This window comes from Rhodococcus sp. LW-XY12, assembly GCF_019317345.1.
Lineage (GTDB): Bacteria > Actinomycetota > Actinomycetes > Mycobacteriales > Mycobacteriaceae > Rhodococcus > Rhodococcus pyridinivorans.
This window is the reverse complement of record NZ_CP079225.1, coordinates 1,047,133-1,068,597: the sequence shown is the minus strand read 5'-3', so window position 1 is coordinate 1,068,597 and position 21,465 is coordinate 1,047,133. Positions and strand designations below refer to the sequence as shown.

Annotated in this window: 27 protein-coding genes; 12 read left to right on the top strand and 15 right to left on the bottom strand. The window is 68.6% G+C overall.

Translation table 11 applies throughout. The annotated features are described in order from the left end of the window. Positions 1-161: 161 nt before the first annotated feature. The 3 genes from KXC42_RS05150 to KXC42_RS05140 are packed head-to-tail and all read right to left on the bottom strand — an operon-like array spanning position 162 to position 2,993. Positions 162-797 (bottom strand): GNAT family N-acetyltransferase, encoded by a 636-nt coding sequence (locus KXC42_RS05150; RefSeq protein ID WP_019288787.1) that lies wholly within the window; start codon positions 795-797, stop codon positions 162-164. Then, on the bottom strand, positions 797-2,050 hold the full coding sequence (gene glp, locus KXC42_RS05145) for a gephyrin-like molybdotransferase Glp (RefSeq protein WP_019288788.1): 1,254 nt from the start codon (positions 2,048-2,050) through the stop codon (positions 797-799). Before glp ends, KXC42_RS05150 begins: the two co-directional genes overlap by 1 nt. A gap of 31 nt (positions 2,051-2,081) precedes the next feature. Then, positions 2,082-2,993, bottom strand: coding sequence for a UTP--glucose-1-phosphate uridylyltransferase (locus tag KXC42_RS05140; RefSeq protein ID WP_006553794.1), 912 nt, complete (start codon positions 2,991-2,993; stop codon positions 2,082-2,084). A 61-nt stretch (positions 2,994-3,054) separates the two neighbouring features. Between KXC42_RS05140 and KXC42_RS05135 the strand changes: the two genes are divergently transcribed. From KXC42_RS05135 to mscL, 4 genes are all read left to right on the top strand, one after another. Next, entirely contained in the window at positions 3,055-3,657 is a 603-nt protein-coding gene (locus KXC42_RS05135; RefSeq protein ID WP_024103191.1) for a 5-formyltetrahydrofolate cyclo-ligase, read from the top strand. 84 nt (positions 3,658-3,741) lie between these two features. Next, positions 3,742-4,029 (top strand): FmdB family zinc ribbon protein, encoded by a 288-nt coding sequence (locus KXC42_RS05130; RefSeq protein WP_006553792.1) that lies wholly within the window; start codon positions 3,742-3,744, stop codon positions 4,027-4,029. Between the two features lie 103 nt (positions 4,030-4,132). Further along, entirely contained in the window at positions 4,133-4,858 is a 726-nt protein-coding gene (locus tag KXC42_RS05125) for an SAF domain-containing protein (protein ID WP_006553791.1), read from the top strand. Between the two features lie 125 nt (positions 4,859-4,983). Further along, positions 4,984-5,415, top strand: a complete 432-nt coding sequence (gene mscL / locus KXC42_RS05120; RefSeq protein WP_006553790.1) for a large-conductance mechanosensitive channel protein MscL — start codon at positions 4,984-4,986, stop codon at positions 5,413-5,415. 89 nt (positions 5,416-5,504) lie between these two features. On the opposite strand, the gene KXC42_RS05115 is transcribed toward mscL, so the two are convergent. The 10 genes from KXC42_RS05115 to mrf form a co-directional block, all read right to left on the bottom strand. After that, entirely contained in the window at positions 5,505-6,137 is a 633-nt protein-coding gene (locus tag KXC42_RS05115; protein ID WP_006553789.1) for an MspA family porin, read from the bottom strand. Between the two features lie 53 nt (positions 6,138-6,190). After that, complete coding sequence (locus tag KXC42_RS05110; protein ID WP_198040600.1) at positions 6,191-7,006, bottom strand: MspA family porin; 816 nt, start codon at positions 7,004-7,006, stop codon at positions 6,191-6,193. Positions 7,007-7,580: 574 nt separating this feature from the next. Next, a complete protein-coding gene (locus tag KXC42_RS05105) occupies positions 7,581-7,790 on the bottom strand; it encodes a hypothetical protein (RefSeq protein ID WP_006553787.1) in 210 nt (69 codons plus the stop codon). Positions 7,791-7,797: 7 nt separating this feature from the next. After that, complete coding sequence (locus KXC42_RS05100) at positions 7,798-8,295, bottom strand: molybdenum cofactor biosynthesis protein B (RefSeq protein ID WP_006553786.1); 498 nt, start codon at positions 8,293-8,295, stop codon at positions 7,798-7,800. Between the two features lie 74 nt (positions 8,296-8,369). After that, entirely contained in the window at positions 8,370-9,584 is a 1,215-nt protein-coding gene (locus tag KXC42_RS05095) for a S1C family serine protease (protein WP_198040599.1), read from the bottom strand. 167 nt (positions 9,585-9,751) lie between these two features. Further along, positions 9,752-11,155, bottom strand: coding sequence for a HAMP domain-containing sensor histidine kinase (locus KXC42_RS05090; protein ID WP_050993447.1), 1,404 nt, complete (start codon positions 11,153-11,155; stop codon positions 9,752-9,754). An 8-nt stretch (positions 11,156-11,163) separates the two neighbouring features. Further along, positions 11,164-11,859 (bottom strand): response regulator transcription factor, encoded by a 696-nt coding sequence (locus KXC42_RS05085; protein WP_170318560.1) that lies wholly within the window; start codon positions 11,857-11,859, stop codon positions 11,164-11,166. 63 nt (positions 11,860-11,922) lie between these two features. Then, positions 11,923-12,096: a 50S ribosomal protein L32 gene (gene rpmF, locus KXC42_RS05080; RefSeq protein WP_006553782.1), complete on the bottom strand. Its 174-nt coding sequence runs from the start codon at positions 12,094-12,096 to the stop codon at positions 11,923-11,925. Positions 12,097-12,128: 32 nt separating this feature from the next. Beyond that, on the bottom strand, positions 12,129-12,380 hold the full coding sequence (locus KXC42_RS05075) for a type B 50S ribosomal protein L31 (protein ID WP_006553781.1): 252 nt from the start codon (positions 12,378-12,380) through the stop codon (positions 12,129-12,131). Beyond that, positions 12,377-13,594 carry a ribosome hibernation factor-recruiting GTPase MRF gene (gene mrf, locus KXC42_RS05070; RefSeq protein WP_033098236.1) on the bottom strand — a complete coding sequence of 406 codons (1,218 nt, stop codon included), beginning with the start codon at positions 13,592-13,594 and terminating at the stop codon, positions 12,377-12,379. The genes KXC42_RS05075 and mrf overlap by 4 nt, the downstream gene beginning before the upstream one ends. 101 nt (positions 13,595-13,695) lie before the next feature. Here mrf and rpmB point away from each other — a divergent pair, with 101 nt between their 5' ends. From rpmB to KXC42_RS05035, 7 genes are all read left to right on the top strand, one after another. After that, positions 13,696-13,932: a 50S ribosomal protein L28 gene (gene rpmB, locus KXC42_RS05065; RefSeq protein WP_033098235.1), complete on the top strand. Its 237-nt coding sequence runs from the start codon at positions 13,696-13,698 to the stop codon at positions 13,930-13,932. After that, complete coding sequence (gene rpmG, locus KXC42_RS05060) at positions 13,932-14,099, top strand: 50S ribosomal protein L33 (protein WP_006553778.1); 168 nt, start codon at positions 13,932-13,934, stop codon at positions 14,097-14,099. Before rpmB ends, rpmG begins: the two co-directional genes overlap by 1 nt. 2 nt (positions 14,100-14,101) lie before the next feature. Continuing rightward, a complete protein-coding gene (gene rpsN, locus KXC42_RS05055) occupies positions 14,102-14,407 on the top strand; it encodes a 30S ribosomal protein S14 (RefSeq protein WP_006553777.1) in 306 nt (101 codons plus the stop codon). A gap of 10 nt (positions 14,408-14,417) precedes the next feature. Further along, positions 14,418-14,675, top strand: coding sequence for a 30S ribosomal protein S18 (gene rpsR / locus KXC42_RS05050; protein WP_006553776.1), 258 nt, complete (start codon positions 14,418-14,420; stop codon positions 14,673-14,675). Between the two features lie 173 nt (positions 14,676-14,848). Further along, positions 14,849-15,775: an AEC family transporter gene (locus KXC42_RS05045; protein ID WP_071934485.1), complete on the top strand. Its 927-nt coding sequence runs from the start codon at positions 14,849-14,851 to the stop codon at positions 15,773-15,775. A gap of 32 nt (positions 15,776-15,807) precedes the next feature. Further along, positions 15,808-16,230, top strand: a complete 423-nt coding sequence (locus KXC42_RS05040) for a hypothetical protein (protein ID WP_039958480.1) — start codon at positions 15,808-15,810, stop codon at positions 16,228-16,230. 3 nt (positions 16,231-16,233) lie between these two features. Further along, entirely contained in the window at positions 16,234-17,406 is a 1,173-nt protein-coding gene (locus KXC42_RS05035; protein ID WP_006553773.1) for an MFS transporter, read from the top strand. 27 nt (positions 17,407-17,433) lie between these two features. Here KXC42_RS05035 and KXC42_RS05030 read toward each other — a convergent pair whose 3' ends face one another. Then, the gene (locus tag KXC42_RS05030) at positions 17,434-19,371 is read right to left on the bottom strand and encodes a VWA domain-containing protein (RefSeq protein WP_071934484.1); all 1,938 of its coding nucleotides are present in this window, start codon (positions 19,369-19,371) and stop codon (positions 17,434-17,436) included. Beyond that, a complete protein-coding gene (locus KXC42_RS05025) occupies positions 19,368-20,756 on the bottom strand; it encodes an ATP-binding protein (protein WP_039583560.1) in 1,389 nt (462 codons plus the stop codon). Before KXC42_RS05025 ends, KXC42_RS05030 begins: the two co-directional genes overlap by 4 nt. A gap of 72 nt (positions 20,757-20,828) precedes the next feature. Here KXC42_RS05025 and KXC42_RS05020 point away from each other — a divergent pair, with 72 nt between their 5' ends. Further along, positions 20,829-21,458, top strand: coding sequence for a DUF4126 domain-containing protein (locus tag KXC42_RS05020; protein ID WP_006553770.1), 630 nt, complete (start codon positions 20,829-20,831; stop codon positions 21,456-21,458). Positions 21,459-21,465: the final 7 nt, after the last annotated feature.

Sequence of the window (21,465 nt, the reverse complement as noted above, 5' to 3'; positions counted from 1 at the left end):
CGCCGACTCGATCGACAACAGACGTCACTCGAGTCACGCGAAACCAATTGACACTTTCTTCACTCTAATCACAGAGATCCCACACGCGCTGGGGATTGTTACTCGAGTTGCGAGTAACCTGCGTTACATAGCGGACGAACCCGACTCGAGACGGAAAGCGATCAGGACCAGGTCGCGCGACCGGCACGGACGAGGCGATCCGAGACCGAGCCCGGCACCTCCTCGACCGTCATCGCGACCAGCAGATGGTCGCGGAACCGGCCCTGGACGTCGAGGTAGCGCTTCAGCAGACCTTCCTCGCGGAAGCCGACCTTGCGCAGCACCGCGCGGCTGGCCTCGTTCTCCGGGCGCACGGTGGCCTCGACGCGGTGCAGCCCGACCGGGCCGAAGCAGTGGTCGAGGCCCAGGGCGACGGCGGCGGTCGCGACACCGAGGCCGTTGACCTCCTTCTCCACCCAATAGCCGATCCAGGCCGAGCGCAACGCTCCGCGCACGATGTTGCCCACCGTCAGCTGCCCGCAGAATCTGCCGTCCAGCTCGATGGCCATCGGCAGCATCAGGCCCTTGTGGGCCTCCGAGCGCAGACTCCGGTAGAGCCCGGGCCACACCGAGATGTGGTGCCGCATGTCCCACGGCGCCTCACCGGTCGGCTCCCACGGCTCGAGATGCGCGCGATCACGCAGACGCAGACGGCTCCACGCCGCGGCGTCGCGCAGTCGGATCGATCGGACGGTCACCACGCCCCCTGCCACCCGCAGCGGCCCGAGCTCCGCCGGCCAGCCGGGATGACGGGACATCAACCACGCTGCCCGAGGAACGCCACGTCCACCGGGTCTCCCGTGCGGATTTCGGAGACCTCGGGATCGACGATGACGAGACAGTTCGCCTCGGCGAGGGTGGCGAGCAGATGCGACGACGAACCCGCGGCGCCGCCGAGCGCCTGCACGAGATAGTCGCCCGTCGTTTCGTCGCGCATGAGCCGGCCGCGCAGGAAACCCTTGCGATCGGGGATCGAGGTGATGGGGGCGACCGTGCGTGCCGAGACCACGCGGCGCATCGGCTGGCGACGGCCGAGCGCGATGCGGATCAGCGGCCGGACCATCACCTCGAAGACGACGAGCGCGCTCACCGGATTGGCGGGCAGCAGGAAGGTCGGCACCTCGTCGCGGCCGAGACGTCCGAAGCCCTGGACCGAGCCCGGATGCATCGCGATCCGCTCGACGCCCATCTCGCCGAGATCGGACAGCGCCTCGCGGACCTCCTCGAGCGCGCCGCCGCCCACGGCCCCGGCGATCACGACGATCTCGGCGCGGATCAGCTGACCCTCGACGACCTCGCGCAGCCGCTTCGGGTCGGTACTGGCGATCCCGACCCGGTTGACGTCGGCTCCGGCGTCACGCGCGGCCGCGGCCAGCGCGTAGGAGTTGACGTCGTAGACCTGTCCCGGCCCCGGGGTGCGGTCGACGTCGACGAGTTCGCCGCCGACGGAGATGACCGACAGTCGCGGGCGCGGATGGACGAGCACCTTGTCGCGGCCGACCGCGGCGAGCAGACCTACCTGGGCGGCCCCGATGATCGTCCCGGCCCGCACTGCGATGTCGCCGGGCTGGACGTCGTCGCCGGTGCGGCGCACGTAGTCGCCGGACCGCACCGGTTCGAGCACCTTGATGCGCGCGGCACCGCCGTCGGTGTTGTCGAGCGGCAGCACCGCGTCGGCGAGCGTCGGCAGCGGCGCACCGGTGTCGACGCGCACCGCCTGACGGGGCTGGAGACGGATCGGCTGACGCGAACCGGCACGCACCTCGCCCACGACCGGCAGCGTCACCTCGGCGGGCGCGGACCCGCCGTCGGTCTCGGCCGGGGCTTGGAGGTCGACGCTGCGCACGGCGTAGCCATCGATCGCCGCCTGGTCGAATCCGGGTAGGGGTCGCTCGGTGACCACTTCCTCCGCGCACAGCAGACCCTGCGCCTCGGAAATGGCCACCCGGACCGGCCGGGGTGCGACTGCCGCCGCCGTGACCCTGGCCTGCTGATCCTCAACCGACCGCATACCGCTTCTCGTCCTCCAGCCCGTCCTGCAGTCAGCGCTTCAAGCGCTCGATGAGCCACTCGCGCAGCGAGGGCCCGTACTCTTCCGTGTTCAACGCCGAGTCAACCGCAGCGCGCAGATAGCCCCCGGGATTTCCGAGGTCGTGTCGGGTGCCGCGGTGCACCACCACGTGAACGGGGTGGCCCTCGGAGATGAGCAGGGCGATCGCGTCGGTGAGCTGCAACTCTCCCCCGGCTCCGGGCTCGATGCGACGCAGTGCGTCGAAGATCGCCCGGTCGAGCAGGTATCGGCCGGCGGCGGCGAAGGTCGACGGTGCGTCCTCTACGGCCGGCTTCTCGACCATGCCGAGTACCTTGAGCACGTCGGGGTTGGCGGCGTCCGGCACGACCTCGACGTCGAAGACGCCGTACGCGCTGACCTGTTCCTTGGGCACGTCGATCGCGCACAGCACAGAACCGCCACGCTTGGCGCGGACGCGCTGCATCGTCTCGAGCACGCCGACCGGCAGCACGAGGTCGTCGGGCAGCAGCACGGCGATCGCGTCCTCGTCGGGATCGAGCGCCTCTTCGGCGCACGCCACGGCGTGACCGAGGCCGAGCGGCTTCTCCTGGACCACGGACTCGACCTCGAGCAGCCCCTGGGCCTTGCGGACCTTGGCGAGGAGCTCGTACTTGCCCTTCTCCTCGAGCTTGGACTCGAGGACGAGGTCCTCGACGAAGTGCGCGACCACGCCGTCCTTACCCGGCGCTGTCACGATGAGAAGGCGTTCGGCGCCCGACTCCGCGGCTTCACCCGCCACGAGCTCGATGCCGGGCGTGTCGACCACCGGCAGGAGTTCCTTCGGAACCGTCTTGGTTGCGGGAAGGAACCGCGTCCCCATACCTGCTGCGGGGACAACCGCGGTCTTGAAATGCCGCGTGCCTCCGGTCGTACTGTTCGTCATAGACTCCCACCCTAAACTTCGGCCACCGAGGACGGTGGTTCGGCGATCGTAAGGCGCAGACATGCCCCCACCCCCGAAAGCGGTCTGGCGTGACCGCATTCTTACAGCTCGGCGCGAGCTGAGTGCTGCGAGGCGCAGAATCGAGGACACCGCGCTCGCCACGGTGGCCTCGACGCTGGCCCCGGCGGGGTCGATGGTGTGCGCATATGTGCCCGTGGGTTCGGAGCCCGGATCGATCGCGCTCCTCGACGCTCTGACCGAGGCCGGAACGACGGTGCTCGTCCCGGTGACCCGCACCGGCGAACCGTTGTCGTGGGCCCGCTACATGGGCGAGAAGACGCTGATGGCGGCCGATTTCGGGCTGCGCGAGCCGGGTGGTGAGATCTTCCCGCCCGAGGCGGTGGCGAAGGCTCACACGGTGCTCGTCCCGGCCCTGGCGGTGGACGCGCGGGGCGTGCGGCTCGGCCGCGGCGCCGGCTTCTACGACCGCACCTTGCACCTCGCCTCACCCGAGGCCGTGATCATCGCGGTGGTCCGCGATGAAGAGCTCGTCGACGAACTCCCCGAGGACCCCCACGACATCCGTATGGGATGGGCGCTGACACCCGGGAAAGGGCTGGTCCGGCTCGGTAGCGGCGACCGTGCGGAACAACACACTCCCTAGCGCTGTTGGCACTGTCGGCGGTAGAGTGCCAAAACTGCAGTACGACGAATACTGCGGTTCGACGAACTGGCGGAGGATCAACCGGTGCCCACCTACTCATATGCCTGCACGGCCTGCGACAACAAGTTCGACATCGTGCAGTCCTTCAGTGACGACTCCCTGACCGAATGCCCGCAGTGCGAGGGCAAGCTGCGCAAGCTCTTCAACTCGGTCGGCATCGTGTTCAAGGGCAGCGGCTTCTACCGCACCGACTCCCGCAGCGGCAGCACCGCGAGCGAATCCGCGTCGACGAGCTCGACCAGCTCCTCGTCGAGCGACAGCAGCTCGTCGTCGAGCAGCACGTCCTCGGCTCCGGCGGCCGCCGCGAGCTGACCTCCGGACTCCTTTGTCCACAGGCGGTCGAGTCATCCACAGACCGCCGTCTCCGAGGGTTCATCGGGGCCGACAGAGCATCCCCACCTTCTAGGTTCGGGGCATGCCCGTCGGCCCTTTCTCGTTCCTCCAGCGTGCGCGCGCGCATCCGCACCACTCGCGCTCCTCTGCGGGTGCCTCGCTGCAGCCCACCCTCCCCGACCGGTTCGTCGAACTCCTCCGCCCCGGCTGGTCGCGCATCGTCCGGGCCCGACGGATCGCGGCCGGACTCCTCGCCGTCCTCGCGGTGATCCTCGCGCTGCGCGGCGACCCCGACACCGATCGTGTGGGTGTCGTTGTCGCGGCTCACGATCTCGCGCCCGGGCACACCCTCACGGCCGACGATGTCGCGCACGTGGAGCGCGATCGGTCCACTGTGGTCGCCGGGACCCTGCACGACGTCGACGACGCCGTGGGCCACACTCTCGCCGGCCCTGTGCCGGCCGGTGAACCCCTCGTGGACACCCGCCTTCTCGGTCCTCGTCTCGCCGCAGTCGCCACCGGCTCCACCGAGGCCCGCGTAGTGCCCATCCGGCTCGCCGATGCCGGGGTGAGCGAACTGCTCCGTGAGGGCGACCGCGTCGATGTCCTGACGGTGACGGAGACCGAAGAGGGACCCCTGCCCGGCGCCCACGTCCTCGCTCGGGGTGCAGTGGTGGTGCTGGCCGAATCCGGCGGTTCGACGAGGGATCGGAACGAGCGGGTCGTGCTGGTCGCGCTGGAGCCCGAACCTGCCACGGCGGTCGCGGCGGCGTCACTCGTCAGTGCTCTGACCGTCACACTGCACTGAGCATCCGCTCGTTTCCCCAGCGCAATCGCCACCCGTAACCGACCTCGCGGTTTATCGTGTGAACGTCCGTGTGACCTACCTCATGTGCGCGGCTCCGGCGGACAGGCCGCGAAAAGGAGCACACCATGCTGAAGGGCTTCAAGGACTTCATACTCAGGGGCAACGTCCTCGATCTCGCCGTCGCGGTCGTGGTCGGTGCGGCATTCACCGCTATCGTCACCGCCTTCACCGCGAACATCATCGAGCCGCTCATCAGCGCGGTGGGCGGCGACAACGAGATGGGCTGGGGCTTCGAGATCGTGAGCGGCAACCCGGAGACCTTCGTGAACATCGGCGCGGTGATCTCCGCGATCATCAACTTCATCATCATCGCCGCGGTCGTGTACTTCGTGCTCATCGTCCCCGCCAACGCGGCGAAGAAGAAGTTCGTCACCGAACCGGAGGACAAGCAGGCCAGCGCCGAGGACCTGCTCATCCAGATCCGCGACATCCTCGAGGCACAGGCCGGCCAGGCTACTCAGGGCGCTCACGCCAAACCCAACCCGGGCATCGAGTAGGTGGTCGACGACGAAAAAGACCGGGCCCGCTCGAGATTCGAGCGAGCCCGGTCTTGTCGTGCTGTGTTCGGCCTGAGCCGGACGTCTACTTAGACGGTCCAGGGAGCGCCGTAGGTGGTGACGTTGTCGCCGTTGGCCGTGATGGCGCGGACGAACGGACGGACCTGGACGGCGCCGAGGACGCCGGAGGCCGTGCCGTGGACGTTGGAGAACTGAACGGTCTTGAAATCACCGTCGAACTCGCCCTCGGCGACGACGAGCTCCTCGATGCCCGGAGCCGGGGTCAGCTCGAGCTCGGCGTAGGCCTGCGGGAGGATGTCGGTAACGGTTGCGCCGACAGAGTCGCTGATCTCGAGCTCCAGCTGCGGGGTGGAGTAGGTCACGCCGATGGCACCGTCGATGCTGCCGGCCCACGCGAACTGGTAGCCGAACTGGAAGGTGGTGCCCTCGGCGTCGGCTGCGCCCTCACCGAGGAGGTTCGCGGTGCCGCGGCCGTTGTGGAAGAACTCGCGGTTGAACGGGCTGCCACCGAGGGCCGGAACACCCTGGATGAAGGTGTCTTCCTGGGTCACGACGACCTCGAGGCCGTCGGAGACGATGCGGTTCTGGTCGTTGACCTCGGCCGAAGCGGCGCCCGAGGCACCGAGCACCAGACCGAGGACGGCGGCACCGGCGACGGTGGCGTTACGAGCGGCCTTGAAGCCACGCGACTTGATTCCCATGATTACTCCGTTTGTGGTGGTGGGGATTTCTTGCGGGATGGCGCGGAGCAGGACTAGAGGGTCCAGACCTGGCCGTAGGTGGTGACGTTGTCGCCGTTCTCGGTGATCACACGGACGAACGGACGGAGGGAGACCGGGCCGATGACGCCTGTAGCGGCACCGTGGACGTTGGCGATCTGAACTTCCTTGAAGTCGCCGTCGAACTCACCTTCGGCGACTACAACCTCTTCGATACCAGGAGCCGGGGTCAGCTCGATCGCGACCGTAGCCTGCGGCAGCAGCCCGGACGTTTCGAGGGCGTCCTCGGCGTACGGCTCAGGGCTGGTCTTCCCATTCGGGACGAACAGCGGGTCACCCTTTTCGGTGCCATCTGTTGTCGCGGGGACGCGGTCCTCTGCTTCGACAACGTTGCCGTCGTAGTCGATGTACTTACCGTCGTCGTTGGTATTCCACACCTGGTCGTAGAGAGGCACGTTCTTGACACCTCGCACTGCACCCAGCTCAATCTGCGGGCTGGTCCAGCTGAAACCGACCGCGCCGTCTACCGAAGCGCTCCACGCGACCTGGTAGCCGAACTGGAAGGTCGAACCCTCGAAGTCCGCCGCCTCGGGGCCGACGATGTTGGCGATGCCGCGGCCGTTGTGGAACCACTCACGGCTCAGCGGGCTGCCGCCGATCGGGGGCACACCGTTGATGAAGGTGTCCTCCTGCGTGACGATGACCTCGTGGCCGTTGGAGACGATCCGGTTCTGGTCGTTGACCTCGGCACCTGCGGCGCCGGCCGATCCGAGAACCAGACCGGCCACAGCAGCTGCTGCCACCGTGGCGTTGCGGGTGGCCCGGAAGCCACGTCGCGTCTGAATCTTCATGAATGCCTCATCCGTTCTCTGCGTGCCGGGTTGCGCACCGCGTCCGACAACAAGTGGTCGCCCTGTCGCCCGCGGGCCGCTGTCCACAGCGAACACACCGGCGGATCACCCGTCGGTGTGTCGGTACGTCCATCGTCCGCACGGTTTTGCTTTACCGATTCGTGACCGAGCCCAGGCCGTGAAGCCTGGGCTCGACCGGTTTGAACCTGAGAGGGAGATTAGACCGTGACCATTCCTGGAGCAACGCCTAGCTTTCGTAACGCTCCGGTATAGGCGCGGTGCAGGCCACACGCCCAGCGATTCACCGAAGCGGGCAAATCGGACACTTTTCGGGGTGGAATATGTAACCCGGGATTACACGTACATGACCCGCCCACCGCCACATCGGCGCAGGTAGAAGCCACATATTCAGTGCACCCGGAGTGCAGGACGAAATGCCTTCTGTGACTGGAAACACAGATCCAAAAGATCGCGCGGACCAGATGGAGATGAACGGACCGTTGCGGCGACGTTTCGTTGCGGTCGACAACGGGTTGGAATCCGGTTGAGCGCAACTCGACATCAGTGATACAGATCACCCACCGGAATGGTGCGGAGGCACCTGCCTGCGCAGCCATTCATCCGAGTCGCCACCGCCGGAGTCGTTCTCGCCGCGTTCGTCGCGTGTCGTCTCGGGAAGTACATCCCCGAAGATGCGCGCCAGCCGTGCCCGGTCGATCCGGGCACGGCTCTGCTGCTGCTCGCCGGTCACCTCGTCGTGCGAGGGATCACGGTCGTCGGACACGGCGTCGTCACTCCTCCATCCAGGACAACTCTTCGATGACGTGCGCGGCGAGAGGCAACAACGTCGCCATCCCGTCGCGGATGGCGGGACGCGACGACGCGAGGTTCACCACGAGCGTCGATCCCGAGACTCCCACGAGACCACGGGAGAGGCCGGCGTCGACGGCGCCCGACGCCAGGCCCGACGAACGCAGCGCCTCGGCGATGCCGCGGATCTCATGATCGAGTACGTCCTCGGTCGCGTCGGGAGTCACATCGCGCGGGGTGACACCGGTGCCACCGACGGAGATCACCAGGTCGACGCCGCCGATCACTGCGGTATTGAGTGCATTTCGGATCTCGACCTCGTCGGCAGCGACCGTGACGACACCGTCGACGGCGAAGCCACCTTCGACGAGAAGCTCCGTGACGAGCGGGCCCGCGGAGTCCGGACTGTCGCCGTGGGAGACGCGATCGTCGACGACGACGACGAGTGCGCGGCCTTTTCTGGGAGCTTCGAGTTCCATGAGGTCCACGGTAGTTTGCGGCTCGAAAGCATGCGGCTCTTGTACCGGAATGTGAGCTATGTCCATGTCGTTCCTCATCGTCCGGCCGAATCCGACGCAGTCACCACGTCGACTGTGGTCTCGTTGCCGTCGGGCGTCTTGTAGGTGATCTTCACGGTGTCCCCCGGCGCGCGGGAGCGGATCGCGGCGATGAGCGAGTCGCCGTCGGTCACGACCCGATCGTCGATCCGGACGATGATCGCGTTGTCGGGGATTCCGGCTCGGTCGGCCGGCCCGTCGGGCACGACCTCCACGACGCGCGCACCGTAGGCGTCGTCCCGGGACGGAACCTGGACACCGATGATCGCGTGCGTCGCCTTACCCGTGTCGACGAGTTCCTGCGCGACACGCCGGGCCTGTTCGACGGGGATCGCGAAACCGAGGCCGATCGAACCCGACTGTCCGCCGGCCGTGGCGATCGCGGTGTTGATGCCGACGAGGCGGCCTTCCATGTCGACCAGCGCACCGCCGGAGTTGCCGGGGTTGATCGCCGCGTCGGTCTGGATCGCGTCGATGACCGACGCCTGATTGGCGTTGTCCCCGCTCGTGGACACGGGCCGGTTGAGTGCGGACACGATGCCCGCCGTCACGGTGCTCTGCAGTCCGAGCGGTGATCCGACGGCCACGACCTCCTGGCCTACCGCGAGATTCTCCGAACTACCGAGTTCGATGGGAGTGAGATCGGTGCGCCCTTCGGTCCGGATGACAGCGATGTCCGACACCGCATCCGCACCGACGACCGTCGCCGGCGCGGTGGACCCGTCCGAGAAGAAGACCGTCAGTTGCGCCCCCTGACCTCCACCCGCCACGACGTGGTTGTTGGTGAGGATCAATCCGTCCGACGACAGGACCACGCCCGACCCTTCACCCGCGCCGGTGCGTCCTGCGACCTCGATCCGCACGACGCTCGGCACGACCTTGTCGGCGACGGCCTGCACGCTGCCCTCGGGGGCAGCGGCGACCGACTGGGTATCGGGCTTCGGAGCGTCGAGGGAGTTGACGACCGGTCCGGACGAATCGCGCACCGACCACGCGCCGACCGCGCCACCGATGCCGCCGCTCACCAGCGCGAGCGCGATGGCCCCCACGGCGAGGGCGGAGCGACCCGGCATCCGGCCAAATCCTGCGGTCGGTGGCGGAGGTGCCGACTGCTGGGGTGTCTGCGGGTAGGGGCCGGTGTATCCGCCGGGGCCGTACGGATGGGGTTGCGGTTGCGGTGCTCCCGCGCCGCGGGTGGGGTCCTCACTCATTCGTCACTTCACCTTCGTCCGCCGGGGCCACCGGACGCATACGGGTCGACGTCGGCGTGCGGTGGCCGATGATGCGGGGTGCGTCGAGCACCTCCGCGCTTCTTCGTCCAGCATGGACCGGGCAGCTGAGAGTCGCCTCAGAAGTACCCGCAATTCTGCTGTCGAATTCACTCGATCTCGGTGGGGTGTGTCTCTCCGTCGAGGGCCGGTGTGCCGGGCAGCACGATGCGGATCAGCGCGCCGCCCCGATTCGACCGTTCGACGGCGATCGTCCCGCCGTGCTTCGTGACCATCTGTCGCACGATGGCCAGTCCCAGACCGGATCCCGGCATCGACCGCGCGGTCGTCGCCCGGTAGAACCGTTCGAACACCAGTTCGCGTTCCTCCTCCGGGATCCCCGGGCCGGCGTCGTCGACGGTCAGCTCCATCAGACCGCTGGCGATCTGCCGCATGTTCACGACGACGTCCTCCCCCGCCGGGCTCCACTTGGCCGCATTGTCGAGGACGTTGACCACGGCGCGGGTGAGTCCGGCCTGGTCGCCGAAGACGAACCACTGCTCGGTGGTGGCCCGGAACTCGATGTCGGTACGCCGTCGACGCGCACGTTCGAGACTGCGGTCCACCACCTCGGCGACGTCGACGACCTCGAAGACCGTCTCCGGCGCATCCTCACGAGCGAGGTCGACGAGATCGCCGACGAGCGTCGACAACTCCTCGATCTGGCCGATGACGTCGGCCCGCAGCTCGGCCATGTCCTCGTCGGGCAGGCTCGGTGCACCGGGACGGCTCGCGGCGATGAGCAGTTCCATGTTGGTGCGCAGCGAGGTCAGGGGTGTCTTCAGTTCGTGGCCGGCGTCGGCGACCAGCCGGCTCTGCCGTTCTCGCGACTCGGCGAGCGCACGCAGCATCATGTTGAAGCTCTCGGTGAGGCGGGCGAGCTCGTCGTGGCCGGTCACCCGGATGGGCCGCAGGTCGTCGGTGCGCGCGACCCGCTCGGCGGCGGCGGTGAGCCGGGCGACGGGACGCAGACCGGTGCGGCCGACGGTCGCGCCGACGGCGGCGGCGAGCACCACCCCGCACCCGCCGACGATGAACAGCACACTCGCCAGGCGGTTGAGGATCTCGACGGTGGGACGCAGTCGCTGCGCGATCACGACCGTGCTGCCGTCGGGCATGCGCTGGGCCAGTACGCGCTGCTGGGCGACGGTGCGCAGCGACGACTCCCGGTCGCCCTCGGCCACCGCCAGTTCGGGTTCGCCGATGGGCACCGACGAGCCCGGCGGCACGTACCTGCCGAGATCCGGGTAGATCAGGGCAACGCTGATGTCGGAGCTGTAGAGCTGGGCCCCACCGATGTAGCGCGGGTCGTAGGTGATGAGGGTGCTCGACTCGACGAGCGCGGCGGCCCGCGCCCGCAACTGGGTGTCGACCTCCGAGTACAACGCCCGCGAGACCACGGCGTAGGCCGCGATGGAGGTGACGGCGACGGCGAGCGCCACTGCGCCGGCCGCGAGAAGCGTGACGCGGATGCGCAGCGGCACCGAGCGGGTCAGGAGAAGAGGTGGTCGCATCAGGTCGCTCACGGCGGGGTCTCGCGCAGCACGTACCCGACGCCGCGCACCGTGTGGATCAGGCGCGGTTCCCCACCGGCCTCGGTCTTGCGTCGCAGATACCCCACGTAGACCTCGAGGGCGTTGCCGGAGGTCGGGAAGTCGTAACCCCACACCTCCTCGAGGATGCGACTGCGCGTGAGGACCCTCCTCGGGTTTGCCATGAGCATCTCCATCAGGGAGAACTCGGTGCGGGTGAGGCTGATCGGCCGGTCGCCGCGAGTGACCTCGCGGGTCGCAGGGTCGAGGCTGAGGTCGGCGAACCGCAGCACCTCGTCGGCGGACGAGTCCGGGTCGGGCGCGGCACGACGCAGCAGCGCCCGCAGTCGCGCGAGCAGTTCCTCGAGCGCGAACGGTTTCGGCAGGTAGTCGTCGGCCCCCGCGTCGAGACCCGCGACCCGCTCCGAGACGGAGTCGCGCGCCGTGAGGACGAGGATCGGCAGGTCGTCGCCGGTGCTGCGGAGCCGGCGGCACACTTCGAGACCGTCGACGCGCGGCATCATGACGTCGAGCACCATCGCATCCGGACGCGACGTCGCGACCTGTTCGAGGGCGTCCTGCCCGTCCGTCGCGAGGTCGACCGTGTATCCGTTGAAGCTCAGTGACCGGCGCAGCGACTCCCGCACTGCACGGTCGTCGTCGACCACCAGAATGCGCATGATCACCATTGTGGCCTGCGCCTACTGAGAGCGCGCTGAGAACCCGCGGTGGCCGGCGGGCCCTACGACTCAGTCGGTCCGCGGGTCGACCTCACCCCTGTGCACGGCCTCGACGAGCCTGCGGGGCACCTTCACGGTCGTTCCGTCGACCGTGATCGGCACGAGATCGGGGACCTTCGCCGTCCACTGCGACCGGCGGTGACGGGTGTTGGAGCGGGACTTCCTGCGTTTGGGGACTGCCATGTGGTTCTCCTTCGATGTCGGGACGTGCGGGATCAGGGTCGGCGCCGGCCGTACTTGCGTTCGAACTTCTCGACGCGACCGGCGGTGTCGAGCAGGCGGGCGGCGCCCGTCCAGAACGGATGCGAGTCGCTTGTGACGTCGACGACGATCAGCGGGTAGGTAAGGCCGTCCGACCAGACGGTCGTGCGTTCGGATGTCGCGGTGGAGCGGGTCAGGAAGGTGGCGCCGGTGTTGGCGTCCTGGAAGACCACGGGGTGGTAGTCGGGATGCAGGCCTGATTTCATCGGTGTCCTTCTCTCTCGTTGTCGCGGCGGTCTGCCGGGAGGTCGTCACAAGGGTCTTCGTGGAATCGGCCGAAGGGGTCGCGCCAGGTCGGCCACAGATCGGGGCGGGCGAACTCGTCGTCTGTCACGACCGCCGCGCGCAGCGTGCGGTCGATGAGTTCCGAGTCGGCGTCGTGGACGAGGACGACGATGCTCGTGTCCCGGTCGCCGTAGCGTTCGTCCCAGCGCAGCGACGCCATCGCGCGGCGTTCCGCCGGGATCTCGCGCTGCTGATCGGGAGTCATCGACGCGAGCCATGGCCCCGCGTGAGCGACCCGCAGTCCTCCACCGGCTGATTCGACGAGCAGCGCATTGTCGGGTTGGGTGGCGACCCACAGTCGCCCGCGGGCGCGCACGACGCCGTCGAGCAGCACGTCGATCGCGTGGTGGAGACGTTCCGGATGGAACGGCCGGTCGGCGGAGAACTCGACGAGGCGGATTCCGCAGTCGTCGTCGAGAGGCGGTTGACCTCGCAGGAGAGGCGAGTGCGCCCCGTCGATCGCCCCCCGACGAGCGGTGGCGGGTATCTCCCGGAGGAGCCGCTCGACGTCCGGTTCCCCCGCCCACGCGATCGGCGCGTCCGGGGCGAGTCGGGTGAGCACCGCGTGCAGGCGCGCCTGCTGCCAGCCGTCCGCTCCGGGGAGCACCACCAGCGCATCGGCGAACTCGACCTGGCCGACGACGACCTGCGCCAGGGTGCGGTCGTCGTCGACACGCTCGTTCAGTTCGTCGTCGCCCGTCGCGTCCTCGAGCCAGGTTGCGGCGTCGAGGCAGGTCACGACGCCGTCCACCCGGACATCGAGGGACGCGGGTCCGTCGACACGACCGACGATCCCGCTCACCACGACATGTTCGACTGCCCAGCACAATGCCTCGGGTTCGAGTTGCGGGTCGAGGTGCAGCACGATCCGGTCGACGCTGCTGTAGTCGCGCATGCGGCGCAGAAGCGGCAGCAGATCCTCGCGCAGTGTGCAGGAGACGCACCCGTGCGCGAGTTCGAGGATCTCGGTGCGTTCATCCTCGACGGTGAGCACGGAGCGGCGGAGTACGCCCTGGTCGAGACCGGACAGGTCATGGTGGACGACCGCGGTGCCCGGACGCAGTAGTGACCGCGCGGCCTGCGCAGTCCGTCCGCGCCATCCGCAGACGATGACGAGCGGCGTCCTGATGTCCACAGCATCCCTTTCGATAACGATTGTCATTAACAATGTCGAAGCGTACAGTTGGCGGCGCACTTTGTCGAAAATGATTGTCGTTACCTACGAAAGGAGCCGACGTGTCGGCCACGTGCCAACTCACCGGGCGGCGACCCGGTTTCGGGAGATCCGTATCGCACTCCCATGTCCGCACCAACCGGCGGTGGAACCCGAACATCCAGCGCAGAACCTATTTCGTACCCTCGCTCGGACGCCGGGTCGCGCTGAACCTGTCCACCAAGGGCATCAAGATCGTCGACCGCGACGGCATCGAGAGCGTTGTCGCACGTCTGCGTGCCCGCGGGGAGAAGTTCTGATGGCAGCACGCAGCGAGATCCGGCCCGTCGTCAAGCTTCGCTCGACCGCCGGGACCGGCTACACCTACGTCACCCGGAAGAACCGCCGGAACGATCCCGACCGTCTCGTCCTGCGCAAGTACGACCCCGTGCTGCGCAGACACGTCGACTTCCGCGAGGAGAAGTAGTCGTGGCGAAGAAATCGAAGATCGCACGCAACGAGCAACGGAAGGCGATCGTGGCCCGGTACGCCGAGCGCCGCGCGGAACTGAAGGAGGTCGTGCGCCGACCGTCGTCCTCGCCCGAAGAGCGCAGCGAAGCCCAGCGGGCACTGCAGCGTCTACCCCGCGACGCCAGTCCGGTACGATTGCGCAATCGAGACGCTGCGGACGGCCGCCCGCGCGGCCACCTGCGAAAGTTCGGGCTCTCACGAGTGCGTGTGCGTGAACTCGCCCACCGCGGGGAACTACCCGGCGTCCACAAGTCGAGCTGGTGAGGAGCGAGATATGGCAGTCAAGCGAGGACCGTCGAAGAAGTCGCGTGCCGTAGAGGGACGCAAGCCCAAGAAGAACCCCCTCTTCGCGGCGAAGATCGAGTACGTCGACTACAAGGACGTCAATCTGCTCCGCACCTTCATCTCCGACCGCGGCAAGATCCGCAGCCGTCGCGTCACGGGCCTGACCCCGCAGCAGCAGCGTCAGGTGGCCGTCGCGGTGAAGAACGCCCGTGAGATGGCCTTGCTCCCCTACGTCAGCAGCAAGTAGGTCGTAGCTTCCGACGCCGCCTCTCCCCATCGGGAGGGGCGGCGTCGTCGTATGTGCACCCGAGACCGGTGTTGTTTTCGAAGATCGGCCGAGAATCACAAACAACACCGGTCTCGACGCTCGCTGCGGTCCGATGGCGGGACGACACTCCGGGGTCCTTAGACTAGGCAACCGTGTCGGGTGTGATCGCGGGGTTCAGTGTCATCTTCGTGATCATCGCCATCGGCTTCACGCTGGGGCGCCTGGGCACCCTCGGGCACGAGGCGCAGACGGTGCTCAGCCGGCTCGTCTTCTTCGTCGCCACCCCCGCGCTGCTGTTCGACGTGCTCGCGACGTCCGACCTGTCGGTGATCTTCTCGCCCAATCTCTACATCGCAGCGGCCACGGCGTTCGCCGTCGCGATCGTGCACTTCGTCGTCGCGAAGCTCTGGCTGCGACGTGCGGTTCCCGAGGCGACCATCGGCGCGCTGTGCGCCGGCTACGTCAACTCCGCGAACCTCGGCATCCCCATTGCGGTCTTCGTGCTCGGCGACGCGTCGTTCGTCGCGCCCCTGTTGTTGTTCCAGATCGTCGTGCTCTCCCCCATCGCGCTGACGATGCTCGACCTGTCGACGATGCGCGCCGGGGTCTCGCTCCTCGACACCCTGCTCGCGCCGTTCAAGAACCCCATCGTCCTGGCCGCCGCGGCCGGACTCGCCATCGCGATCAGCGGGTGGACGCCTCCCGAGGCGTTGCTGCAGCCGTTCCATCTGCTCGGCGGCGCGTCGGTGCCCGGTGCGCTGCTCGCGTTCGGATTGTCGCTGCAGGGCGTCCGGGTGCTCGAGAAGGGGACGAGCCCGCGCCGCGACATCGCGCTCGCCTCGGTGCTCAAGATCTTCGCCCAGCCGGTGCTCGCGTATCTGATGGGGCGTTTCGTGTTCGGCCTCGACGGCCATGCGCTGTTCGCCGTCGTGGTGGTCGCCGCGCTTCCCACCGCGCAGAACGTGTTCGTCTACGCGAGCGCTTACGGTCGCGGCACGGTGCTCGCCCGCGACGCCGCCCTCGTCACCACCCTCGCCTCCATCCCTGCGATCGGCGTGACCGCCGCCCTGCTGGCGTGATGAACACGCGACACGGGAATACCGTGGGAACCATGCGTTCCGTCGTCCGTGCTTGCCGGGGAATCACCGTCCTCGCGATGTGCCTGCTCATCGCGGCCTGCGGATCGAGTTCGGGTACACCGGACGTCCCCGCGCTGCCCGAGGAACCGGTTCCGGCAGGGGCGACGGCGTTCTCGGCGCGACCCGACATCGTCGATGCGCATCCGCTGACGATCCTGTCGTGGTCGCGGGTGAGCGACGACCGGCTCGCCCTGCACTTCGAGACGGGCACCCCCGAGTGCTTCGGCGTCGACGCGACCGTCACCGAAACGGACGACACGGTGACGGTGACGCTCCTCGGCGGCACGCTGCCGGAGATGCAGGACCGCATGTGCATCATGGTCGCCGTCGTCGGCGCCCTCGAGGTCTCCTTGCAGTCGCCGCTCGGCGACCGGGTCGTGACCGCCGGCGCCTGACATATGCCGCATCCTCCGCGTCACTGGCTGCTGTATCTGTGCTTGTCCACGGCCCTGCTGCACGCGGCATTCCAGTCGATCCGTGTCCTGGTCTCCTACCGGATTCTCGCGCTGGGCGGTGACGCGACGACCATCGGTGCCGTCACCGCGCTCTACGCCATCGTTCCGCTGATCGCGGCGGTACGGATGGGACGTGTCGTGGACCGCGGGCACACGACCGCCATTCTGCGTTCGGGCATCGTCGTCACCACGGTCGGTGCCGGGTTGATCGCTCTCAGTTCGGGATTGTTCGTGCTCGCCGCCGGCAACGTCGTGCTCGGTCTCGGACAGTTGCTCGTCACGGTGTCGGGGCAGGCATTCGTGTCGATCCTGTCGCCGCCGGGGCAACTGGATCGCGGGTTCGCCGGTCTCACGCTGGGTGTGTCGGTCGGTCAGGCCGTCGGTGTGCCCGTCGCCGGCGTGATCGCCGCGACCACCGGCGACGGCAACGGCTCCGTCGAGACCACTGGAGCGTTGCTGGTCATGACGGTGTTTTCGCTGCTCTCCCTGCCGCTGGTGCTGGGGCTCCGCGAGCCGCCCGGCTCCGGTCGCACCGCGGAGGACGGCGCGCCGCAGTCGATCCTGTCGATGCTCGCGACGAAGGGCATGAAGCCCGCAATGCTGTCGAGCCTGGTGGTCCTCGCCTCGGTCGACCTGGTCGTGGCCTACCTGCCGTTGCTCGGTGAGCAGTTCGGGTTCGGTGTGCTCCTGGTGTCGATCCTGCTCACCGCCCGCACCATGGCGTCGATCGTCTCGCGTGCTCTGCTGCCGTGGGCGTTGCGCCGGATTCCGCGCAGGTGGCTGCTCGTCTCCGCGACCGCCGGGACCATCGTGCCGGTCGCGCTGCTGCCGCTCGTGCCGAATCCCTGGGTCATCGGCGCGTTGCTCGCCGTGTGCGGAATGTTCTGGGGCGTCGGCCAACCCCTGACGATGACGTGGGTGGTCGAACTCGTCGCACCGGCCGACCGCGCGTCGGCGCTGGCGGTGCGATTGACCGGCAACCGTCTCGGGCAGGTCGCGGTGCCCATGGTGGCCGGCGCGATCGCCGGGGTCGCCGGTGTCGCGTCGATCTTCTGGGTGACCGCCGCCCTGCTGTCCGCCGCCGCGACGACCACGTGGCGGTCGGTGCGCCACTGAGTTCCCGGGGCGCCTCGCGCCGAGTTCCTACGACCGCCGACGGGCCCGCACGTAGTCGGCGACGACCGCCGCCCCGAGACCGTCGACATCGGGCGCGACCACTCGTCCCCCGACGCGACGCGCCAGCACGTCGACGACCCGCGCGAGCCCCGGATCGCTGCCGAGCCGGAAGATCGTGACCTGGGCGCCGAGCCGCGCGATGTGGTCGAGTTCGCGCACCGTCAGCCCCAGCGTGCGTGCGCTCGGCGGGTAGTCGAAGGCCGCGAAGCCGTCCGGTTCGAGGTGAGCGGTGGGTTCACCATCGGTGACGACGAAGACCACCGGCTGCGCGTTGGGATGTCGACGCAAGTGACGACCCGCGAGCATCAGGGCGTGGTGCAGATTGGTGCCCTGCTCGTAGACGCCGTCGAGCCCGGCGAGTTCGGGCGCCGACACCACACGGGCGTGCCGGCCGAACGCGATGAGCTGCAGCGCATCCCCGCGGAAGCGCGTGGACACGAGATGGTCGAGCGCGAGGGCCGTGCGTTTCATCGGCACCCAGCGACCGTCCATGACCATCGAGAACGACGTGTCGACGAGCAGCGCGACCGCCGCCTGCGTCCGCTGCTCGGTCTCGATCACCTCGACGTCCTGCACCGACATCCGCACCGGCAGACCGGGACTGCGCAGGGTCGCGTTGGTGAGGGTCCGTACGACGTCCCACGGTTCGGTGTCGCCGAACTCCCATGCCTTCGACGCGCCGGTCGGTTCGCCGAGCACACCCGCCCGCCGCGACTCGCGTTGCCCGGTGCGCGACGAGATGCGGTTGACGACGTCGCGCAGCGCCGCTTCGCCGAGCCGGCGCATGGCCTTGGGCGACAGTCGCCACTGCCCGTCGGCACCGCGGTCGAAGAAGCCCTGTCGCTGCAGTTCTTTCTCGAGCTCGGCGAGGGTGCGTGCATCGGCCGCGGCCTCGGGTCCGAGATGACGGGCGAGCGCGTCGAGGTCGATGTCGTCGAGGGACGCCCCGGCGTACTGCTGCGACAGCTGCTCGGCGAGCTGGTCGAGTTCGGACAACTCCTGCAGCGCCGAGGTGGCCTCGCCGAGACCCATGCCCTGTTCGCCGCGCACCTGCTCGGAGCCGGTCCAGTCCTCGCCGGGACGCGCGGCCCGCAGGTGGCCGTCGAGACGGTCGAGCCGGCTCATCAGATCCGGGGATCCGAACGCCTGCTGTGCGAGAGCGTCGAGTTCGTCGCGTTGCTCGGGGGTGAGGGAGTTGCGCAGCCGCTGCGCCGCCGCGGCCCGCTGTGCGAGGGAGTCGAGCAGTTCCTCGACGTTCTGCGGGTTCTCCGGGAAGAACTCGCCGTGCTGGGCCATGAACTGCTCGAAGTCCTCCTCGGTGTCCTCACCGCGGGAGTGCTTGTCGAGCAGGTCGTTGAGGTCCTCGAGCATCTCCGAGATGCGTTGCCGGTCCTCGTCGGTGGCCCCCTCGAGCGCCTGCTTCATCCCGGAGAAGCGCTGGTCGAGCATCTCCCGGCCGAGCAGGTCGCGGATCTTCTCGTAATCCTGTCGGGCCTGCGCGCTGCGCCAGTCGTAGTCGGCGAGTTCCTGCACGGCCTGCGCCGTCGACGGCGGCAGTTCCTCGATCCGCATCTCGGCGAACCGCGCGTCGTCGTCGAGGGCCCTGGCCAGTTCTTTGCGTTCCTCGAGCACGGCGCGATCGAGAAGCTCGCGCACCTCCTGGAGGGTGCCGTCGAGGTTGGTGCGGTCGAGCAGCTGCCGTCGACGCCGATTCGCCTGCGCGGCAAGCTTGTCGAGGCCACGCATACCGTCGTGACCGCGGCGCAGCAACTCCCGCAGGGCGCGCTTGGGTGAGGCGCCGGCCATGACGTCGTCGCCGATCGCGGCGAGCGCGTCGCGCAGGTCCACCGGTGGGGCGAGCGGATCGCCCCCGGTATACGGACCGTAGCGGGCGGACCTGCTCATCGGGAGTACACCGCCGAGCCGTCGTCGCCGGTGTCCTTGGCGATGCGCCGTGCCAGATACAGACCTTCGAGGGCGAGTTCCACTGCCGCAGCGCGACTTCCGGTGTCGGTGGCACCGAGCCGTTCGGCGACGGCATCGAGCACAGGCAGTTCGGGGAGTTCGTCGAGCAGCACCTTCGCGGTGATCCGCTCACCGGTGACCACCGGCTCGCCCTGCTCGACGGCGGAGACGAGCGGCCCGAGATCGACGCCCGCGAGTCGCGAGCGGGCCGTTTCGGCCGTCGCGCGCCGGAGGAGATGATCGAGGACCTCGAATTCCCTTCCTTCCTCGCCGGATTCGAACTCGACCTTGCCTCGGAGCACCTCCACGACGGTGCCGAGATCGACGGGACGCGCGACCGGATCGTCCTCGCCGAGGACCGCACCGCGATGCAGGGCCGCGGCCGAGACGGTCTCGGCGCCGGCGACGGCGAACCGTGCAGAGACACCCGAACGCTGGTCGACGGACGTCGATTCGCGCAGCAGCCGGGTGAACCGTGCCAGGATCTCGAGCAGATAGTCGGGGACGCGGGCCTGCAGATGCGCCTCCTGCTCGATGACGGCGATCTCGTCCTCGAGTCGCGTCGGGTAGTGCGTGCGGATCTCCGCTCCGAAGCGGTCCTTGAGCGGAGTGATGATGCGGCCGCGATTCGTGTAGTCCTCGGGGTTCGCACTCGCCACGAGCAACACGTCGAGGGGCAGGCGCAACGTGTAACCGCGCACCTGGATGTCGCGTTCCTCCATGACGTTGAGCAGCGACACCTGGATGCGTTCGGCCAGGTCGGGCAGTTCGTTGACGGCGACGATGCCGCGGTGCGCGCGGGGCACGAGACCGAAGTGGATCGTCTCCGGATCACCGAGGCTGCGGCCCTCGGCGACCTTCACGGGGTCGACGTCGCCGACGAGGTCGGCGACCGAAGTGTCGGGCGTCGCGAGCTTCTCGGCGTACCGCTCGCTGCGGTGCCGCCACGCGACGGGCAGGTCGTCGCCGAGTTCGGCGGCCCGGCGGATCGACGCCGGGGTGATGGGCTCGTAGGGATGCTCGCCGAGCTCCGAACCGGCGATGACCGGGGTCCATTCGTCGAGCAGCAGCGGCAGGGTACGTAGCAGGCGGGTCTTGCCCTGACCGCGTTCGCCGAGCAGGACCACGTCGTGACCGGCGATGAGGGCGCGTTCGAGCTGCGGGACGACGGTGTCCTCGAAACCGAGGATGCCGGGCCACGGATCGGTACCGTCGCGCAGCGCAGCGAGCAGGTTGTGCCGGATCTCGTTCTTGACGGACCGTTGCACGTGGCCGGAGGCGCGGAGCTCGCCGACCGTGGAGGGGCGCGGTGTGGGTGACGTCACCTCACCCAAGGTACGACCGAACCGCCGTTTCGGCATCCGCGATCCCGCGACCGGTCCGCCTACACTCGCCGCATGGACACCTGGATCCTGGCGGCCCTGCTCGGGCTGGGGCTCGCGGCCGCCACCGGGCTGCGCACCTTCCTGCCGCTGCTGCTCCTGTCGGCCGCGGTCCACTTCGAACTCTTCGGGGTCGTCCTCAACGAATCGATGCAGTGGCTCGGGTCCACCTCGGCGCTCGTCGCCCTGACGATCGCCACCGCCGTGGAGGTCGTCGCCGACCTCGTGCCGCTCGTGGACAACGCACTGTCCGCCCTCGGCACGGTGACCCGGCCGGTCGCGGGTGCGCTTGCGGCGTGGGCGGCCTTCGCGAGTCTCGATCCCGCGATGGCGGCACTCGCGGGCATCGTCATCGGCGCCCCGACCGCCCTGGCGGTGAGCACGGCGCAGACGGGCACGCGGGTCGCGAGTACCGCGACCACCGCCGGTTTCGGCAACCCGGTGCTGTCGATCGTCGAGAGCGTCGCCTCGTTCGTCACGTCGCTGATCGCGCTGCTCGCTCCCCTGCTCGTCGTCCCGCTGCTGGCGCTGTTCGGATGGCTCGGCGTACGGGGCTACCGTCGGGTACGCCGGGCCCGTTCGTCACGCACGAAACCGACGCCACACCGCGGCGCCCTCGACACGGGCCGGTCCGGCGACTTCTGATAGACAC

Bases quoted from the DNA above. Each gene is read 5' to 3' on its own strand.
- rpmG (WP_006553778.1), top strand. From the start codon at position 13,932: ATGGCAGCACGCAGCGAGATCCGGCCCGTCGTCAAGCTTCGCTCGACC.
- KXC42_RS05140 (WP_006553794.1), bottom strand. From the start codon at position 2,993: ATGACGAACAGTACGACCGGAGGCACGCGGCATTTCAAGACCGCGGTT.
- KXC42_RS05090 (WP_050993447.1), bottom strand. From the start codon at position 11,155: ATGCGACCACCTCTTCTCCTGACCCGCTCGGTGCCGCTGCGCATCCGC.
- rpsR (WP_006553776.1), top strand. From the start codon at position 14,418: ATGGCAGTCAAGCGAGGACCGTCGAAGAAGTCGCGTGCCGTAGAGGGA.
- KXC42_RS05125 (WP_006553791.1), top strand. From the start codon at position 4,133: ATGCCCGTCGGCCCTTTCTCGTTCCTCCAGCGTGCGCGCGCGCATCCG.
- KXC42_RS05040 (WP_039958480.1), top strand. From the start codon at position 15,808: ATGCGTTCCGTCGTCCGTGCTTGCCGGGGAATCACCGTCCTCGCGATG.
- mscL (WP_006553790.1), top strand. From the start codon at position 4,984: ATGCTGAAGGGCTTCAAGGACTTCATACTCAGGGGCAACGTCCTCGAT.
- KXC42_RS05150 (WP_019288787.1), bottom strand. From the start codon at position 797: ATGTCCCGTCATCCCGGCTGGCCGGCGGAGCTCGGGCCGCTGCGGGTG.
- KXC42_RS05115 (WP_006553789.1), bottom strand. From the start codon at position 6,137: ATGGGAATCAAGTCGCGTGGCTTCAAGGCCGCTCGTAACGCCACCGTC.
- glp (WP_019288788.1), bottom strand. From the start codon at position 2,050: ATGCGGTCGGTTGAGGATCAGCAGGCCAGGGTCACGGCGGCGGCAGTC.
- KXC42_RS05035 (WP_006553773.1), top strand. From the start codon at position 16,234: ATGCCGCATCCTCCGCGTCACTGGCTGCTGTATCTGTGCTTGTCCACG.
- KXC42_RS05030 (WP_071934484.1), bottom strand. From the start codon at position 19,371: ATGAGCAGGTCCGCCCGCTACGGTCCGTATACCGGGGGCGATCCGCTC.
- KXC42_RS05095 (WP_198040599.1), bottom strand. From the start codon at position 9,584: ATGAGTGAGGACCCCACCCGCGGCGCGGGAGCACCGCAACCGCAACCC.
- KXC42_RS05075 (WP_006553781.1), bottom strand. From the start codon at position 12,380: ATGAAATCAGGCCTGCATCCCGACTACCACCCCGTGGTCTTCCAGGAC.
- KXC42_RS05110 (WP_198040600.1), bottom strand. From the start codon at position 7,006: ATGAAGATTCAGACGCGACGTGGCTTCCGGGCCACCCGCAACGCCACG.
- KXC42_RS05020 (WP_006553770.1), top strand. From the start codon at position 20,829: ATGGACACCTGGATCCTGGCGGCCCTGCTCGGGCTGGGGCTCGCGGCC.
- KXC42_RS05100 (WP_006553786.1), bottom strand. From the start codon at position 8,295: ATGGAACTCGAAGCTCCCAGAAAAGGCCGCGCACTCGTCGTCGTCGTC.
- KXC42_RS05135 (WP_024103191.1), top strand. From the start codon at position 3,055: ATGCCCCCACCCCCGAAAGCGGTCTGGCGTGACCGCATTCTTACAGCT.
- rpmF (WP_006553782.1), bottom strand. From the start codon at position 12,096: ATGGCAGTCCCCAAACGCAGGAAGTCCCGCTCCAACACCCGTCACCGC.